General features: G+C 66.9%; 16 protein-coding genes. 12 read left to right on the forward strand and 4 right to left on the reverse strand.

Translation table 11 applies throughout. The annotated features are described in order from the left end of the window. Positions 1-4: 4 nt before the first annotated feature. From mycP (EKH77_RS23850) to EKH77_RS23860, 3 genes are all read left to right on the forward strand, one after another. A complete protein-coding gene (gene mycP, locus EKH77_RS23850; RefSeq protein WP_126916352.1) occupies positions 5-1,312 on the forward strand; it encodes a type VII secretion-associated serine protease mycosin in 1,308 nt (435 codons plus the stop codon). Between the two features lie 43 nt (positions 1,313-1,355). Continuing rightward, a complete protein-coding gene (locus tag EKH77_RS23855) occupies positions 1,356-2,900 on the forward strand; it encodes a PQQ-binding-like beta-propeller repeat protein (RefSeq protein WP_126916353.1) in 1,545 nt (514 codons plus the stop codon). A 210-nt stretch (positions 2,901-3,110) separates the two neighbouring features. Beyond that, positions 3,111-4,406: a PQQ-binding-like beta-propeller repeat protein gene (locus EKH77_RS23860; protein WP_126916354.1), complete on the forward strand. Its 1,296-nt coding sequence runs from the start codon at positions 3,111-3,113 to the stop codon at positions 4,404-4,406. Positions 4,407-4,452: 46 nt separating this feature from the next. Here the strand turns inward: EKH77_RS23860 and EKH77_RS23865 are convergent, their stop codons facing one another. After that, complete coding sequence (locus EKH77_RS23865; RefSeq protein WP_240667499.1) at positions 4,453-4,716, reverse strand: DUF397 domain-containing protein; 264 nt, start codon at positions 4,714-4,716, stop codon at positions 4,453-4,455. Positions 4,717-4,869: 153 nt separating this feature from the next. Between EKH77_RS23865 and EKH77_RS23870 the strand changes: the two genes are divergently transcribed. The 7 genes from EKH77_RS23870 to EKH77_RS23900 all read left to right on the forward strand — a co-directional run bounded on the left by EKH77_RS23870 (position 4,870) and on the right by EKH77_RS23900 (position 11,783). Further along, positions 4,870-6,363 carry a PQQ-binding-like beta-propeller repeat protein gene (locus EKH77_RS23870; RefSeq protein WP_126916355.1) on the forward strand — a complete coding sequence of 498 codons (1,494 nt, stop codon included), beginning with the start codon at positions 4,870-4,872 and terminating at the stop codon, positions 6,361-6,363. Between the two features lie 55 nt (positions 6,364-6,418). Then, on the forward strand, positions 6,419-7,819 hold the full coding sequence (locus tag EKH77_RS23875) for a PQQ-binding-like beta-propeller repeat protein (RefSeq protein WP_126916356.1): 1,401 nt from the start codon (positions 6,419-6,421) through the stop codon (positions 7,817-7,819). Positions 7,820-7,919: 100 nt separating this feature from the next. Continuing rightward, the gene (locus tag EKH77_RS23880) at positions 7,920-8,351 is read left to right on the forward strand and encodes a hypothetical protein (RefSeq protein WP_126916357.1); all 432 of its coding nucleotides are present in this window, start codon (positions 7,920-7,922) and stop codon (positions 8,349-8,351) included. A 23-nt stretch (positions 8,352-8,374) separates the two neighbouring features. Continuing rightward, positions 8,375-9,808 carry a hypothetical protein gene (locus EKH77_RS23885; RefSeq protein WP_126916358.1) on the forward strand — a complete coding sequence of 478 codons (1,434 nt, stop codon included), beginning with the start codon at positions 8,375-8,377 and terminating at the stop codon, positions 9,806-9,808. 20 nt (positions 9,809-9,828) lie between these two features. Continuing rightward, positions 9,829-11,016, forward strand: coding sequence for a type VII secretion-associated serine protease mycosin (mycP, locus tag EKH77_RS23890; protein ID WP_126916359.1), 1,188 nt, complete (start codon positions 9,829-9,831; stop codon positions 11,014-11,016). A 25-nt stretch (positions 11,017-11,041) separates the two neighbouring features. Further along, entirely contained in the window at positions 11,042-11,431 is a 390-nt protein-coding gene (locus EKH77_RS23895) for a WXG100 family type VII secretion target (protein WP_126916360.1), read from the forward strand. 46 nt (positions 11,432-11,477) lie between these two features. Continuing rightward, on the forward strand, positions 11,478-11,783 hold the full coding sequence (locus tag EKH77_RS23900) for a WXG100 family type VII secretion target (protein WP_126916361.1): 306 nt from the start codon (positions 11,478-11,480) through the stop codon (positions 11,781-11,783). Positions 11,784-11,861: 78 nt separating this feature from the next. Here EKH77_RS23900 and EKH77_RS23905 read toward each other — a convergent pair whose 3' ends face one another. Next, positions 11,862-12,338 (reverse strand): ATP-binding protein, encoded by a 477-nt coding sequence (locus EKH77_RS23905; protein ID WP_126916362.1) that lies wholly within the window; start codon positions 12,336-12,338, stop codon positions 11,862-11,864. A gap of 251 nt (positions 12,339-12,589) precedes the next feature. Between EKH77_RS23905 and EKH77_RS23910 the strand changes: the two genes are divergently transcribed. Both EKH77_RS23910 and EKH77_RS23915 read left to right on the forward strand, forming a co-directional pair. Next, positions 12,590-13,462 (forward strand): helix-turn-helix domain-containing protein, encoded by an 873-nt coding sequence (locus EKH77_RS23910; RefSeq protein WP_240667500.1) that lies wholly within the window; start codon positions 12,590-12,592, stop codon positions 13,460-13,462. A gap of 11 nt (positions 13,463-13,473) precedes the next feature. Next, entirely contained in the window at positions 13,474-13,668 is a 195-nt protein-coding gene (locus EKH77_RS23915; RefSeq protein WP_126916363.1) for a DUF397 domain-containing protein, read from the forward strand. A 45-nt stretch (positions 13,669-13,713) separates the two neighbouring features. Here EKH77_RS23915 and EKH77_RS23920 read toward each other — a convergent pair whose 3' ends face one another. Both EKH77_RS23920 and EKH77_RS23925 read right to left on the reverse strand, forming a co-directional pair. Then, the gene (locus tag EKH77_RS23920) at positions 13,714-14,235 is read right to left on the reverse strand and encodes a hypothetical protein (protein WP_126916364.1); all 522 of its coding nucleotides are present in this window, start codon (positions 14,233-14,235) and stop codon (positions 13,714-13,716) included. Positions 14,236-14,609: 374 nt separating this feature from the next. After that, positions 14,610-15,695: a hypothetical protein gene (locus tag EKH77_RS23925; RefSeq protein ID WP_126916365.1), complete on the reverse strand. Its 1,086-nt coding sequence runs from the start codon at positions 15,693-15,695 to the stop codon at positions 14,610-14,612. Positions 15,696-15,795 lie beyond the last annotated feature (100 nt).

Here is a 15,795-nt window from a genome sequence, read left to right on the forward strand (position 1 = left end):
CCATATGCGCACGCACGCACCCAAGCGCACGCACACCCGTAAGCGCACGCCGGCCATCCTCTCCGCCACCCTGCTGACCGCCCTCACCACCGGGGCGGCACCCGCCCCCGCCACCCCGGCACCGGCGTCGGCACCGGTCGCCCTCGACGGCAGCGGCCAGTGCACCTACCCGGCCAAACCCATCAAGGGCACCCCCTGGTCGCTCCAGCGCGTCCTGCTCGACCAGCTCTGGCAGGACACCCGCGGCAAGGACGGCCACGGCAACCCCGTCCGTGTCGCCGTCATCGACACCGGCGTCGACAACCTCAACCCGCAGCTCAGGGACGCCGTCGACGCCAGGAGCGGCACCGACCTGCTCACCGGCGCCAAGGACCCGAGCCAGGGCCAGGCGGCCGGACCAGCCGGTCCTTCCGGTGCCACCGTCGACCCCGTCGGCCACGGCACCAAGGTCGCCGGCATCATCGCCGCCCGCCCCTCCCCGACGAGCGGGTTCGTCGGCATCGCCCCGGAGTCGGTCATCATCCCGATCCGGCAGAACGACGAGAAGGGCACCGGCACCTCCCGCACCCTCGCCACCGGCATCCGGCAGGCCGTCGACGCGGGCGCCCGCGTCATCAACGTCTCCCAGGACACCGCCACCCCGCTGCGCCCCGACTCCGACCTGGAACAGGCCGTCCAGTACGCCCTCGGCCACGACGTCGTCGTGGTCGCCTCGGCCGGCAACGACGGCGCCGACGGGCAGGCCAAGGCCACGTACCCGGCCGCCTACCCCGGCGTGCTCGCCGTCGGCGCCTCCGACCGCAACAACGAACGGGCGTACTTCTCCCAGCCCGGCGACTTCGTCGGCGTGGCCGCGCCCGGCGTCGACATGGTCTCCACCGTCCCCGGCGGCGGACAGTGCGTCGACCACGGCACCAGCTTCTCCGCCCCCTACGTCGCCGGGGTCGCCGCGCTCATCCGCGCCAAGCACCCCGACTGGAAACAGCACCAGGTGGTCGCCCAGATCGAGCAGACCGCGGAACGCCCGTCCGCCGGCCGCGACCGCTACATCGGCTGGGGTGTCGTCGACCCCGCCCGCGCCCTCACCGAGGACGACCACCCCCTCGACCGCGTCACCGCCCCGAGCGGCCCGGCCCATCCCGTCGCCGCCCCCGAACCCGCGGCCCTCTCCCTGGGCGAGACCCCGGGGGAGCGACAGGCCCGCCTGGCCACCTACGCCCTGGGCGGCACCGCCGCGCTGGTCGCCACGATCGCCGGCTCCGCCGTCGTCGTACGGGACCGCAACCGCCGCCGCGTCCGTACGGACACGTGAGCGCCCCATCGGCCGCTGCGGGCGGCACCGCAGAAAGGAATCCATGACTCAGCCACCACCCAGCCCCCCACACGGCGGCGAGCTCCCGCCGGAGGCCCCGCGGCAGCGCCCGCCCCAGATCTGGGACACCCGCTACGACCAGCGCGACCCGCGCACCGTCCCGGCGTCCCCCACCGCCGCGCACCAGGGCGGTCCTGCCGGCTTCGGCCCCGCGCCCGGCGCGTTCGGGCCGGCGGCACCGGACGGCCCGAACGCCACCGGAGCCCGGGGCTCCGGCGGGGGCGGCAAGCGGCGCAAGGCCTTGATCATCGGGCTGGGGCTGCTGCTGGTGGCCGGAGCGGGCACGGGCGGCTGGCTGCTCTGGGGTAGCGGCGGAAACGATCCTGCCCAGAAGTCGAAGGGGCCGGCCCAGGCCGTCGACGCCAAGCTCGACTGGATGGCGCCGGTGCCGGACGCCGACAAGGAGCACGGGCTGAAGCAGATGGCCCCGCTGTGGTTCGCCAAGGGCAACGCCATCATGACCACGAGCAAGGCGGTGACGGCGTACAACGCCGAGACGGGCAAGCCCGCCTGGAGCGTCCCGATCCCCGGCTCCGCCTGCAAGGCTTCCTCGAAGGTCGTCGACGGCATCGCCGCGGTCATCCACGGGAAGGAGCAGTTCGACTGCAACATGCTGATGGCCGTCGACGTGGAGCACGGCCGGGCCCTGTGGTCGAAGGAACTCACCAACGACAAGGGTCTGAGCAGCCCCTCCGACGGGTCCAGTCTCAGCATCGACCGGGGCCTCATCTCGGTGGCGGACACGGGTGGTGACCCCAAGGTCTTCGCCGTCGGGAACGGCGAACGGAAGAAGCCCCGGGACTTCGGATGCCGGGAGTACGGCGCGGTCGCCGACCGCTCGCGGCAGCTCGTCCTCGCCCAGTGCCAGGCTTTCGGGCGGACATTCGTCATGAAGACGCAGCCCAAGTCCGATCTGGAGAAGTGGATCTGGAAGGTCCCGGACGGGCTCACCGTCCAGAACGTCCTCTCCGTCGAGCCCGCGCTGCTGGTGGTGGGCAGGGAGAACGACTCCGACCCCTCGGATCTCGTGAGCCTCGACGAGAAGGGCCACCTGCGGAGCCTGATTTCCATCTCGGCGGGACCGTACGACTTCAGCGACTGCTGGAAGACCGAGCTGACGAGCTGCCACGGCGCGGTGGTCGACGGCGACACCGTCTACCTGCCCACGAAAAGCGCCGAGATGAACGTCGACGGCGTCAACGTCAACGCCATCGTCGCGATCGACCTGGCCACGGGCAAGAAGCGCTGGACCGCTCCCCTGGGCGGTAACCGGGGCAATCGTCCCGTGGCCATGCACGAGGGGCGCCTGCTCGTCTACCAGCAGGCGACGAAGGACGAGAGCGGAAAGCTGCTCTCCCTCGACCCGGCCGACGGCAAGCCCGCCGACTTCCTGCGGCTTCCCCAGGAGTCCAACGAGCAGGAATTCAGCATCGCCCGCAGTGGAAACGCCTATTTCCACGACGGCCGCTTCTACCTGGTCGTGAACGAGGGCCTGATGCACAGCACGATGATGATGTCGTTCCACTGACCACTGACGAGTGCGTGCCAGAACGAGAAACGGAATCCAGGAGCCAAGTCAGTGACGCAGCCACCTTCCTACGGCTATCCGCAGCAGCCGCCATCGGCGCCACTTCCCCCGACGCCACCGTCCCCCGGGCCCACCCCGTCCACCCCGCGACCCGTTTCCAGCCTCGGCGGGAACTTCGCTCCCCACCGGCCCCCGTGGCGCAGGCCGGCCGTGCTCATCGGCCTGGTGGTCGTCCTCCTGCTCGCCGCGGGCGGCTGGGCGCTGTGGTCGTTCACGGACGACGGCCGGTCGAAGCCGAAGGACCCGAACGGCGCCTCCCACGCTCCCGGGGCGGGAACGGTCGCATGGCTGGCAGAGGCGCGCGTGAAACCCGACGAGGGAATGCGGCAGGCCTTGGGCACCTGGTTCACCTCGACGCTCGTGGTCAAGGCCGAGCCGGATGTCGTCACGGCCTACGACATCAAGACCGGTGAGAAGAAATGGTCCTTCCTCCTCACCGGCTCGCTCTGCGCGGCCTCCCGGGAATCCGAGGGGAACGTGGCGGTCGTCGCCGTCATGTTCGGGAACCACTGCATGAACCTCAAGGCCATCGACCTGCGCGACGGCCACCGCGTCTGGAACGAGCTCCTCATGGACGAGAAGGAGGCGGGCGACAACCTCGACCCCAAGAAGTGGGGCAAGTCCGGCCCCCGGCTCGCCCTCCACGACGGCCATGTCTATACGACATGGAAGGACGGCGAGCAGACCCGCAATCTCTCCGACGGCAAGCGCGTGGACCAGCGGAAGCAGGACGCCTGCGAATGGGCCGACACGGCGGGCGGCAAGCAGCTGATCGCCATCACCTATTGCGGGGAAAGCGAGATCAAGCTCCGCTCGCTCGACCCCAAAAAGCTGGACAAGCCGAAGTGGAGCTCGTCCCTCAAGCGCAATGACGGCTTCGTCTCCGTCATCTCGACGGACCCGCTGGTCCTCTCCCAGTCCCCCGGAAAGGGCGGGCAGGACAACCGGTACGACTTCGTCGTGCTGGACCCGGCGACCGGCAAGGAGAAGACGCGCGTCGCCTACAACGGCTTCTGGCGACTGGGCTCGTGCTTCCTCTCGACCTCGGGCTGCACGGGAGCACTGGTCGACAAGGACAGCCTTTACGTCGCCGGCCAAGGCGTGACCATGGCCTACGACCTCACCACCGGCAGGGAACGCTGGACCTACAAGAGCGACGCCAACCGCGTCACCGTGCCGACGGCCGTCCACGACGGCGAACTGGCCACGTACGTCCCCGCGACCGCCGAGCGTCGCGGCCGGCTCGACTACGTATCCACCGCCGATGGCAAGGTCGCGCGCGTGGTCGAGCACTCGGACCGCGAGAAGGACCGCAAGAACGAGTCGATGATGGCCAAGGTGACGTTCCCCCGTCTGGTGAACGGGCGACTGCTCCTCATCAACGACGGGGGAGTCGGGAGCGACGGGGACGGGATGATCCTGGCGATCAGCGCACCGGACGCGTGACGGCGCGGGTGGGGCGTGCCGCGCACACGTCACGCCCCACCGCCGCTCACTCCTTGCCGCCGGCCCCGCCGCCGTCTTCGACGTCGATGTCGAACTCCCCGTCCCGCACGCCGAGGACGAACGCCTCCCACTCGCTGGCGGTGTAACGCAGCACGGTCTCGGGGTCGTTGGAGGCCCGCATGCCGACAGCGCCTCCCTCCAGATACGCGATCTCCACACGCACCTCGGAAGTGTCACCCGGGGCGCTGAGCCACTCGGCGCCCGAGATGTCCATGGCGTACAGCGCTTCCTTCTCTTCTTCTGTGGCCACTGCGCGGGACTCCTCTTCCGAATCCGATCAACCGACGGTATGGGTGCGAGGCACCGCCGCCGACGCTAGCAATCGGCGGGGTCGCGGAGGCGGGAGTTCGGCCACCAGTCCCCCGATCGATGATGTTTCCGAAGGGCAGAAAGGATCCGTCCCATGACCCAGCCACCACCGCCCATGCCGCCACACCAGCCGGCCCGTACCCCGCAGATCTGGGACACCGACATCAACCAACGCTCCTCGGCACCACCGGGCTTCGGCCCACCGCCACCCGCGTTCGGCGGGAGTGATACCGGCGGGGGCGGGAGTGGCAGTAGCGGCGGTAGTGACAGCAGTGGGCGCGGACGGCGCAAGGCCCTGTTCATCGTGCTGGCGCTCGCTCTGATCGCGAGCCTCGGCGCGGGCGGCTGGCTGCTCTGGGGGAAGACCGGTCGCGGCAAGAAGCCCGGGTCGCAGGCGAAGCCGTCGGCTCCCGCCCGTGTGGACACCCGCCTGGATTGGCTCATACGGAATCCCGACAAGGACAGGGATACCGAAGCCAACGGCACCCCCAGGAAACCGGTCACCTGGTTCGCCCATGGCAATGTGATCCGGACGCGGGCGCGTGACATCACCGCCTACGACGTCCGCCAGGGCACGGAGCGGTGGAACATCCCGCTGCCGGGAGTGCTCTGCGCTGCCGCGCGCAAGCCCGATGGCGACACGGTGGCCGTCCTGTACTCGAAGACTTCGAAGACCGGCAGCGGCGACTGCAACGGTCTCATGGCCGTGGACCTCGGGAGCGGGCACAAGAAGTGGGATCAGTCCCTTCCCCTCAACAACCCGCTCAATACGGACTATGGCAACACGCAGGTCCTGATGTTCCGGGGCAAGGTCAAGGTCATGGGGACCAGCGAATCGGCGACCTTCGCGGCCGATGACGGCAAAGTACTGGATCATCCCAAGCTCCGGTTCAGTGACAACTGCATGGAGAACCGTGCCTCGACGGACGGGAAGGCCTTGCTCTCCGTACTCGGGTGCTCCGCGGGCGACGGTCGCGCGTTCGTCCAGCGCATGGACCCGGAGACGGGCAAGGAGGAGTGGACCTGGAAGGTGCCGGACGGGCTTGAGGTCAGAGGCGTCCCCTCCGTGGACCCGGCCGTCGTCGCGGTCAGCCGCAGGGACCGGTCGGACGAGATCACGGACCTGATCAGCATCAGCCCGGAGGGCCGGACCCGGGCCATCATCTCGCTGACAGGCAACGGCAACGCGTTCGACGCCATCGTCCGGAAGGACACGGTCTACCTGGCGAGCCAGGGTCAGGAGACAGCGGCTCACACCCAGGAGAACCGCATCATCGCCATCGACCTGGCCAATGGAGAGAAGCGCTGGGAGAGCAAGGCCGGGGGAAACCGGGTCAGCACGCCTCTCGGATTCATCGACGACCGGCCGTTGATCTATCAGATCGCCCAGTCGGGAGACGGCGGAAGGCTCGTCACGCTCGACCCTCGCGACGGAGCGCCGACTGTCGTCAAGCGCATGCCGGCGGAGAGCGCCGAAGAGGAACGGAACGTCGCGTACATGGGCCAGGTGTACTTCGAGGGCGACAGGCTCTTCATGTTCGGCGAACCGAACAACAGGAATGAGCACTTGGCGTTGTCGTTCAGCTGAGCACGATCAGTCTGCGATTCCCTCCTTTCTGTGCTGATTCCGATGGAGAAAACCGATGTCTCGACAGCAGCAGCCGTCCTACCCCTTGCCACCGCTCCAGCCCCCGCCTTCGCCTTCGCCCGTGACACCTCCCTACTCCCCGGGGTCCGGCACGGGTCGGCGCAAGCTCTGGATAACAAGCCTGGTACTCGGCGTCCTGCTCGCCTGTGGCGGTGGTGTGTATGCCCTGTGGGGTGGCTCGGACAGTCCCCCGAATCCCTCGGCGGCCCATGATTCAGGGACCGCTGAGGCAGGAGCGATGGTGTGGAAGAAGACGGCCCGCACCGAACCGTCACGAGGCGCCAATGCGGCGCCGGGCGCCTGGTTCACCCCGACCACGGTGGTCAAGGCCGAGCCCGACATGATGACGGCCTACGACCTGAAAACCGGCGCGAAGCAGTGGTCGCTGGTGCTGGACGGGGTCCTGTGCGCGGCGTCGAGGGACGCCGACGGCGACCGTGTGCTCATTGCCGTCAAGGCGGCGGGGTTCTGCGACGGGATGGCGGCCATCGACATCCGCCGCGGGGTGCGGCTCTGGTCGGAGCCCATCGCCCTCCACACGGGCGACGATCCGGACCTGGACAATTTCCGGCCCGACAAGTGGAAGGCGGAGCTGGAAGTAGCGGTGAACGCCGGCCACGGCCTGATCACCTGGGCCACGGGAGCCAAAATCGTCAGCCTCGCGGACGGCAAGCCGGTAGGGGACTCGCCCCAGAAGGAGCCGTGCCGCTACGTCGGCGCGGCCGGCGGCTCCCAGATGCTGACACTGGCCCGCTGCGATAAGCGGATGAGGGTGCGCTCCCAGAATCCGGAGGCCCTCGACAAGCCGAAGTGGACATGGGAGGGGCGCGGCGAAGAGGAGGTCGACGAGGTCCTCTCCACGCGTCCTGTCGTCCTGCTCACCAGTGACGGCCAGGGAAAGCCCGTGCAGCTGGTCACTCTCAATGACACCGACGGCAAGGAGCGCTCCCGTATCGAGCTCCGGCGCGACCACGACGGCAACATCTGCTCGGCGAGCGTCAGCAAATGCCCGGAATACCTGATCGACGGCGACACGGTCTACATCGCACGCAAGGGATCCACGACTGCCTATGACCTCGCGAACGGCCGCGAGAAATGGACGTACAAGGCCGACGCCAACCGGACCGCCTTCCCCGTCTCGGTGCGGGACGGACAACTCGCCGTCTACGTCCCCGGCACCCCGGAACGCGTCGGCGAACTGTCCCGCGTCTCCACCCGCACGGGTGAAGCCGCTCGCACCACGCACCTCGCCCGGGACCTCCGCGCGATCGAATGGCGCCTGGCCCGGCCCAGGGCCCTGGTCTCCCATCTCAAGGGAGATCGCCTGCTGTTGCTCAACGAAGGCCTCCTGGATTCCCAGGACGCGGACGTGGTCGTCGCGGTGGCCGCGCCCTGACGGATGCCTGACGCGTGCCTGACGGCAATCTGGTCGGGGCGCCGCGTCACGAGTGACTACAGTGACGTAGAAGTGTCTGGGGGGGGAGGGGGAGTTGGGGATGAACGCCCACCTGGCCAAAGAGGCCGAGACGCTGACGACGTTCAAGAACCGCATCGACGAGGTGCTGGCCAACCTGGAGAAGTCGGCGGCCTCGCCGAAGACGATGGGCGACCAGAAGGTCGCCCACGACGCCTTCGGCAAGGGCTTCGGCTCGGCCGAGGGCCTCGCCGCGCTGTACGACGCGGTCCACGCGCGCCTGGAGACCCTGTCGAAGGTCTTCGGCGACCAGGTCGAGGCCATGGGCCTCGCCGCCGTGATCGCCGAGCGCGGCTACGACGGCGTCGACGCGGACGAGGCCGCCCGGATGCGGGCGATCCAGGAGCGGACGCACGAATACGAGCGCGGCACCACGCCGAGGAGGCCCGGCCAGACCGCTCCGGGCACACTGGGCGCCGCCGGCGCCGAAGGCACCGGCGGGGCCGGGCTCTAGGGGGAGGGGACGGACGGAACGCCATGTCGGACGCGGAATTCCAGGGCAAGTCGCACGAAGAGCTCTACGCGATGGTGGCGGACGCGAAGCCGGAGAGGCTGAGCGAAGTCGGGAAGGCTCTCAAGCAGGCATTCGACGATCTCGACGGCATCAGCCGAGACCTCAAGGGCCATGTCGCCCAGGTGAAACTGGAGGGCGAGGGCGGTGAGGCCTTCCGCAAGTGGGGCGAGCAGATGGTCATGCAGACCACGAAGCTGGCGCACTATGTCTCGTCGGCCGGTGCGGTAATGGACAAGGCGGCGGAGGGACTGGGGAAGGCGCGGTCCAGTATGCCGAAGCCGAGTGGCTCGGTGTGTTTCACGGATGCGGAGAAGGAACGGGCGCGGCTGAAGGCGGTGGAGACGGACCGGCAGCATGCGGTCGACGCGATGCGGACGCTGGATTCGTACTACGCGACGGCGCAGACGGATCTGGGGAAGCTGGAGGAGCCGAAGTTCGCGCTGCCGCCGGTCATGAAAATCGGCATTGGTGAGGATTGGGAAAGGCCGTATGAACCATCGACTTCGGGCGGTTACGGATCTAGCGGTAGAGGTGATGGATTCTCCTCGGTTCCTCACAGCGGCGCCGCGGGTGGGGCAGCGCATGCTGCTGCTCTGCCCGTGGGCAGTGCCGTAAGCGCTGCTGAGTATCCGGGTGCAGTGGGACACGGAAGTGCCAGCGCACAGCCGGGACCGGGACCGGGAGCCGGTTGGGCATCAGGAACGAATATCGACTCGACGACCGTTCTTCCGACTCCTCAGCCGACTGCCCCAGCACCTGATGTCATTCAGCACCACGATCGTGTTGCCATGCCCCAGGGGCCGGGTGGTCCCCCCGTCGTATTGCCTCAGGTCCCGGGTGACGGCAGAGGGATCAAGGCCGGAGCGCCACGCGGCGGCTCGGGGATTGGGCGCCCCGAAGCGACCATCGCGATGCCTCGAGGCGGCGGCATGCCACGCCCGAACGATGGAATCGTGGGCGGTCTTCCTAAGGTTCCGGGGGGCGAGAACAGTGCCGCGAAGCTGCCACGAGGCACGGTCGTCGGTGAAGAACGCGGTCTAATGAGTCGTGGTCCTGTGGGGGCGGGTGGCTACCCGGGAGCCGCCAACGGCAGTGGTTTCGGCGCTCACGGCACGGGAACGGGCCGAAGGCTGGCTACCGAGCCCGGTGGTGTTATCGGCAGCCCGCGCGGTTCGGTGTTGGGGCAGGCCTCGCCCGGCATGAGGTCGGAGTTCACCCAGGGTGGTTCCGGTCTAGTCCGGGGAACGCAGGTGCCGGGTGCGATGCCGCACGTCGGTGGCAGCTCGGCTGGCAGCACCGGCCGACGTCCAGCTGCTGGTCGGCCCGAATATCTCACGGAGGACGAGGAGACCTGGACGCGTGGGCGGCGCGATACTGTCCCGCCTGTCATCGAGTAGTCCGAGGAGATTCCTGGCGCATGCGATTCGAGTCACGCAAGGTGCGGCTCCGTGCCTTGACGATGTTGTCTCTCCTGGCTGCCGCTTTCGTTACCACGCCGCAGGCAGCGGCGGACGACATGAGGTCGAGGCAGTGGTATCTCGATGCCATGCAGGCCGACGAGATGTGGAAGGTGAGTCGGGGCGAAGGCGTGACGGTCGCGGTTGTCGACTTGGGCGTGGACAGTTCCGTACCGGAGCTGCAAGGCCAGGTACTGCAAGGTACGGACGTGTCGAACAAGCCGATGGGCGCTAATGTCGACCAGGACGGGCATGGCACGGAAATGGCCGCACTGATCTCGGGCACGGGGGCAGGCGGAGGAATTCAAGGGCTTGCACCAGGCGCCATGATCCTTCCCGTGAGAACGGTGCAAACGGGGCTTGCTGACGCCTCTGATCCGCTGATGGCCAGAGCCATCCGCTTTGCTGTGGATCATGGTGCGCGAGTCATCAATATTTCCATGGCGGGAGTTGAGTCCCCGAACCAGAGCGGGCAGACAGAAACTGCCGTGAAGTATGCCCTCAGCAAGGGAAGTCTGGTCTTTGCCGGATCAGGAAACGATGGCGATAAGGGGAACGCCCCGAACTATCCTGCAACGATGGCCGGGGTGGTCTCTGTCGGCGCGATCGACAGCACCAGCACGGTGACCAAGTGGTCGAACAGCGCCAGCAACGTCGCCCTCGCCGCCCCCGGAGACGAAATCCCGGGCCGTTGCAAGGAAAGCACAGGCTTCTGCGCCACCCGCGGCACCAGCCAAGCCACCGCCCTCGCCTCCGCCTCCGCCGCCCTCATCTGGTCCAAACACCCGGACTGGACCAACAACCAGGTCCTGCGGGTCATGCTGGAAACCGCCGGCAAGCCGACCACGGGCAAGATCCCGAGCCCCTACATCGGCTACGGTATCGTCCGCCCCCGCAAAGTCCTCCTGGACGGCGAGGGGAACCCCGGCCCAGCTGACGTCAACCCGCTGCTCGCGACGAGCGAGCCCGCGTCGCCGTCGCCGAAGCCATCGGCCCGGATGGAGGGCTCCGCGTCGGAGCTCCGCCCCGAGAAGGGCAGCGGCAGTACCACGCCATGGCTAGGCATCGGCATCGGTGCAGCTGCAGTGGGCGTCGTAGCCACGACCGTCATCCTGACGGTACGCCAGCGACGACGTACGAATTCTTAAGTCAACCCATGGGGGAAGGTGGATTATGTCGGGCATTCAGAAAATTGAGGACGCGGCATTCGTCGCGTTCGAGAACAGCATCAGTGAGGCGAGCGCCGCGCTGTCGTCGAACCTCAAGTCTCTCGTTAACGCCGTCGCCCAGGCGCAGGCCGCGTGGTCCGGTCAGGCCGCTACCGCGTTCGTTCAGGCGCAGCAAGCCCTCAACGACGACCACGACGCCCTGCGCCGGCTGATCGACGGCATCCACGAGGCCGTCGCCCTCACCCGCAAGTCGAGCCACGCCAACGACGCCGACGTCATGTCCAGCTTCAAGAGCATCGATGTCAATGGCGCGGCTGCCGGTGGCCACCTCGCGGCAGGCAGCACTCAGACCGGCTTGAGCGCCGGCCTCGAGAGCAAGATCAGCGCCTACTAGGCGCACCAGACACAGCGCACAAGCAACTGAGACGAGTGGGGGACGCATGTCCGGAGACGGAATCCTCAAGGTTCAATACAGCGGCCTGGGCCACACCGCGGGCGACATCAGGACGGCCGCGGGCGTGGTGCAACAGCAGCTCGACGCCCTCTGGGCCGCTGTCGACAAGGTCACCCATGGCTGGGAGGGCGAGGCCCACCAGATGATGATGGCCGCGAAGGCGCAGTGGGACGCCCGGGCGCAGCACATCCAGTCGGTCCTCGAGGACGTGTCCAAGAAGATCGAGCACGGTAGCACCCAGTACCAGCACACGGACCGCAAGGCGGCGGGGCTCTTCCAGAACCTCGGCTGAACCGGCCGACGCCGCGCGGGGGGTGGGCGGTTTGCCCACCCCCCCCCGTCGCATTCTCAGGCCGCGGCGTACCGACCCTCAGAGCCGCGCATACAGCGCCCCCGCCTCTCGGGGGAGCACGACCCAGACCCTGCTCCCGTACAGGGGCGCGTCGGCCTCGGCCAGCCCACAGATCCCGCCGCACGCGCCAGTAACTGCATCCAGCAGTGACAGCGCATCCCTCCGCAGCCCGAGGCACGCGGTGATGATTTCCGCTGCCTCGTGCGAGGGGTGCTCGTCGAACACGGTCAGTCTCAGCACGCCGAAGCGCCACCGCATCGACAGATGGGCCTCACGCCCAGGTGTGAACGCGTAGGTGTTGGCAAGGAGTTCGGATGTCGCGAGAACGCCGACCTCGGCCAGATCGCCGAGGTCGTGCTCGCGCAGCACGGTACGTACGAGGTTGCGCGCGGTGCTGATGCAATACGGGCCCCCGGGTAGGCCGAGGGAGTAGTTGAAGTTGGCGGGCGTCGGCACGGCCGACGTCTCCGGTGGGCAGAGTGCGCTGTTGCTCATGCGCGTTCACTCCAGGCGCTTGGGCAGTTGGGAGTTTCGGCACGCTGACCTCTGCCGGTGGCTTGCCTCCCTGGACGCGGGTACACCCACTCCAGGGAGAGTTGGGCATGCTCGCGCGGTGCACTTCCGGCTCTTGTCGCGTGTGAGCGGTGCGTCACCGAATGTAGGGGTACCTGGGCACGCCGGACAACCTTGTCTGCAAAGACAACCCTGTCGGTGGACGTGGCCCCTGACGCCACGGCATGCTTCGCATGGATCGCGAGGAGGACCAGATGCCGTCGAGGAGCCATCCCACCCAGCGGCAACGACGCCTGGGTATCGAATTGCGCAAGCTTCGCGAGGCGGCGGGCCTGAGCGCCCAGGACGCGGGTGCGTTGATCAACATCAAGGCCTACCAGGTCAGCCACCTTGAAGCAGGCCGCGTGGGGATCACCCCTGGCCGCCTGCGCACTCTCGCGTGCAACTACGGCTGTGCCAATGAAAGCTTCGTGGATGCGTTGGTGAAGTTGGCAGACGAGCGTGACAAGGGCTGGTGGGAGGAGTACCGAGGTTCTTTGCCTCCGGGCTACCTTGACATCGCTGAGCTGGAGGACGGTGCGCGCAAGATGCGCACGTCGTCCAGCGTCCACATTCCTGGGCTGCTCCAGACGGAAGACCACGCACGGGCGATCTTCGAGGAGGCTGTGCAGCCACTGCCGGCTCGGGAGGTGGAGCTCAGACTCGCCCACCGCATGAGGCGGCAAGCGGTACTGGACCAGAAGGAACCGCCTGAGCTCGATGTGATCATCCATGAAGCGGCGCTGCGTATGCAATTCGGTGGCCGTAAGGCCGCGCTCGCTCAGCTTGAGCATCTCCTGGCTGTGACTGAGCGGGACCACGTGCGGATCCGTGTCCTGCCTTTCGCTGCGGGAGGCTTCCCTGGTGCTGGGCAGACTGTGTTTTACGCCTACGGAGCGGTCTCACAGCTCGACACCGTTCAACTGGACGCCGCACACACCACGGTCTTTCTCACTGCTGAGCACCAGTTGGAAAACTACCGCAGCCTGTTCGAGCGGGCAGAGCGCAAGACGCTGTCGCTGAAGCAATCCCGTGAGCTGATCCACGCAGTCGCTAAGGAAGTCTGAAAGGAACGACCATGTCGGAAATCCACTGGCAGGAGCCCTTCTGCTCGGGCGGCGGCAACGCCTGCATCCAGATAGGGCTCACCACCGACGGCACCCCCATACTCAGAGAGACCGCCCGCCCCCACGAGCTCGTCACCACCACCCGCGAGGGCCTGCGCAACTTCGTCGAAGCGGCCAAACGAGGCGAGCTCGACCACCTCATCTGACAGAGGGGGAAGCTCCAGAGCCGGCCCGCGCCGGAGGCGCGGGCGTCAGGAGGCAGCGCACGCACCGTCACTGATGGAAATGGAAAGGGAGTCGTAGCGCATCGCCAGTTTCCGCTTCACGGCGTAGACCCTGAGGCAGAAGGCAGTGTCCGTTCCCTCGGCCGTGACGGTGTAGTCAGCCTTCTCCACACCATCCTCGAACAGGACGGGCTTCGGTGGCTCGGAAGCCAGTTTGACGGCCAGCGCGTCCTGGGAACTGTGTCCGTGCTTCGCGATGGAAGATCGCAGGATGTCCTCGTAGTTGAGGACCCCTGGCCCGAACTGTGCCTCGCTCGACAGCTCGGCGGTCGCCGCATTCACTGCGGATCGCAGCTCTCCCCCGTCCCAGGTGTTGGAGCCGCTGAGGAGGCCCGGGTGGTAGACGAGGTACATGCCGCCGATGCCGAACAGCAGGGTGCCGATGATGAGGGCGAGGCCGACAGGATTTTCTGGGTTGTAGACATAGCGGCTGGGGCCCAACTTGCTTCGGATAAATATGCGGTCCGAGTCGTCGTTGCTGTCGGTCATGTCTATGGCACCCAGCCTTGTCAGTCGGTGGCATGCGGAACGCAGTCCATCTTCTTGGTGGTGGCGGAGACGAGCTGTCCGAAAGGCCATGCGGAGGAACCAGACGTTCTTTGGTCTGCGTCAGATCGTCTGATTCTGACTTCTTATCCGGGGTCGTCGCCATCTTCTGAGGTCGCCCGAATGAACTGTTGGCTTGACTGGAAAGAGTAGAGCGAAGACAGCGCCTGCGGCGAGCATCACGATCAGAAATATTCGGAACTCCTGCGCCATGTTCTGGCTGCCTAGATGAGGCGACTGATTTTCATGAGCGGATGACGCGTCGCCCTGTGTCTGGTCTGCCTTGTTTCTCTGTGCTCAGATATCGAGAAGGAACGTTATTTTGTTCCGTCACCAGAGGAAGTTGAAGGAAGGGCCACGTTTGAGCAGCCGTGTCTCTCCGCTGCATTTTTCGCAAAGGAGGTCAAGAGCTTGGCCGGGAGATCGGGATCGGACTGTGTTCCGGTGTCGGAGCCGAGTGCGTCGCGCTCAGGGGTGACGGTGAAACGAGCCGTTCCGAAAAAGGTTCGGCACTCGCTGCGGGCCCAGGCGCTCCCCGTGTCCCTGTTGCTGCCGGCGGGAGAGCGCAGAAGCACGCCGTGGGATTCCCGTAGCTCAAGCGCGTAAGGGCCGTAATAGGCCGACAGATGATAGAGCGGACGGCCTTTTTCGTCGAGAAGGTAGCAATCCTCTATGAGTGCGTTGCCGGTAGGCGTTTCGATGGCCTTGGCCGGCCCGGATCCCTTGGCGTCCATTTTTGCGCCCGCGACCGGCTGGCAAGTCCCTCTGGCTTGATCGGCTGGAATCCGGTCGTGCTTATAGGCAGAGGGGGGAGTCACCGAGGTCACGGGCTTCCCCATATTGGCATCGCATCCCCATTTCTTCGCCGCTCGCTCCATGGTCTTGGTTGCGACCCTGGCCAGGTCGCCAAACCCTTGTGGGGTGTTAAAAGTGTCCTCCCGTTGTCCAGGATAAGAACTTACGCTCACCATGAGATCCTTGTTCGCGCCACGGCATTCCGCGATGACGCTGGCATAACCGATGGATCCCGACCACGTCATGACACCAGACCAGCCGTTTCCGATGGGTCCGGTGCTGGCGTAGTCGCCGACCAGGCCGGACTGGCCTATGTCGAGGAAGGCGCCGCCCCCTTCGTCACGCCATTTGATGCTGACTCCGGTGGTCCCTCTGGTATGGCCGCGTGACGTTATGGAGCAACTTTGCAGTGACTTTGTTCTGGGTATGAGGGGCGTGCCTCCGTACAGGCGATCCGATCCCATGAGCGACTCGATGTCGCCTTTCGGGAGAATTCCATCGCAGGCGCGATCGAGTGATCGCGCGTCTTGCCAGCGGGTGTATCCGCCCAGTGCGAAGAAGCAGCCTGCGGCGATCAGTGATGCGGCCGCAATGAATACCGTGGTCATGAGGGTCCGTCGATGCTTCCGGCTGGCCGGGCGGTCTGCGTCGTGGAGTTCCGGTGATTCTGCGGATCGCGATTTCATGGATCGGTCGCTTCGCTTTCTC

This window comes from Streptomyces luteoverticillatus (assembly GCF_003970715.1).
Taxonomy (GTDB): domain Bacteria; phylum Actinomycetota; class Actinomycetes; order Streptomycetales; family Streptomycetaceae; genus Streptomyces; species Streptomyces abikoensis.

Coding starts and splice junctions, on each gene's coding strand:
- EKH77_RS23880 (WP_126916357.1), top strand. CDS start 7,920: ATGAACGCCCACCTGGCCAAAGAGGCCGAGACGCTGACGACGTTCAAG.
- EKH77_RS23875 (WP_126916356.1), top strand. CDS start 6,419: ATGTCTCGACAGCAGCAGCCGTCCTACCCCTTGCCACCGCTCCAGCCC.
- EKH77_RS23910 (WP_240667500.1), top strand. CDS start 12,590: ATGGATCGCGAGGAGGACCAGATGCCGTCGAGGAGCCATCCCACCCAG.
- EKH77_RS23925 (WP_126916365.1), bottom strand. CDS start 15,695: ATGACCACGGTATTCATTGCGGCCGCATCACTGATCGCCGCAGGCTGC.
- EKH77_RS23920 (WP_126916364.1), bottom strand. CDS start 14,235: ATGACCGACAGCAACGACGACTCGGACCGCATATTTATCCGAAGCAAG.
- EKH77_RS23915 (WP_126916363.1), top strand. CDS start 13,474: ATGTCGGAAATCCACTGGCAGGAGCCCTTCTGCTCGGGCGGCGGCAAC.
- mycP (WP_126916359.1), top strand. CDS start 9,829: ATGCGATTCGAGTCACGCAAGGTGCGGCTCCGTGCCTTGACGATGTTG.
- EKH77_RS23905 (WP_126916362.1), bottom strand. CDS start 12,338: ATGAGCAACAGCGCACTCTGCCCACCGGAGACGTCGGCCGTGCCGACG.
- mycP (WP_126916352.1), top strand. CDS start 5: ATGCGCACGCACGCACCCAAGCGCACGCACACCCGTAAGCGCACGCCG.
- EKH77_RS23870 (WP_126916355.1), top strand. CDS start 4,870: ATGACCCAGCCACCACCGCCCATGCCGCCACACCAGCCGGCCCGTACC.
- EKH77_RS23885 (WP_126916358.1), top strand. CDS start 8,375: ATGTCGGACGCGGAATTCCAGGGCAAGTCGCACGAAGAGCTCTACGCG.
- EKH77_RS23855 (WP_126916353.1), top strand. CDS start 1,356: ATGACTCAGCCACCACCCAGCCCCCCACACGGCGGCGAGCTCCCGCCG.
- EKH77_RS23900 (WP_126916361.1), top strand. CDS start 11,478: ATGTCCGGAGACGGAATCCTCAAGGTTCAATACAGCGGCCTGGGCCAC.
- EKH77_RS23895 (WP_126916360.1), top strand. CDS start 11,042: ATGTCGGGCATTCAGAAAATTGAGGACGCGGCATTCGTCGCGTTCGAG.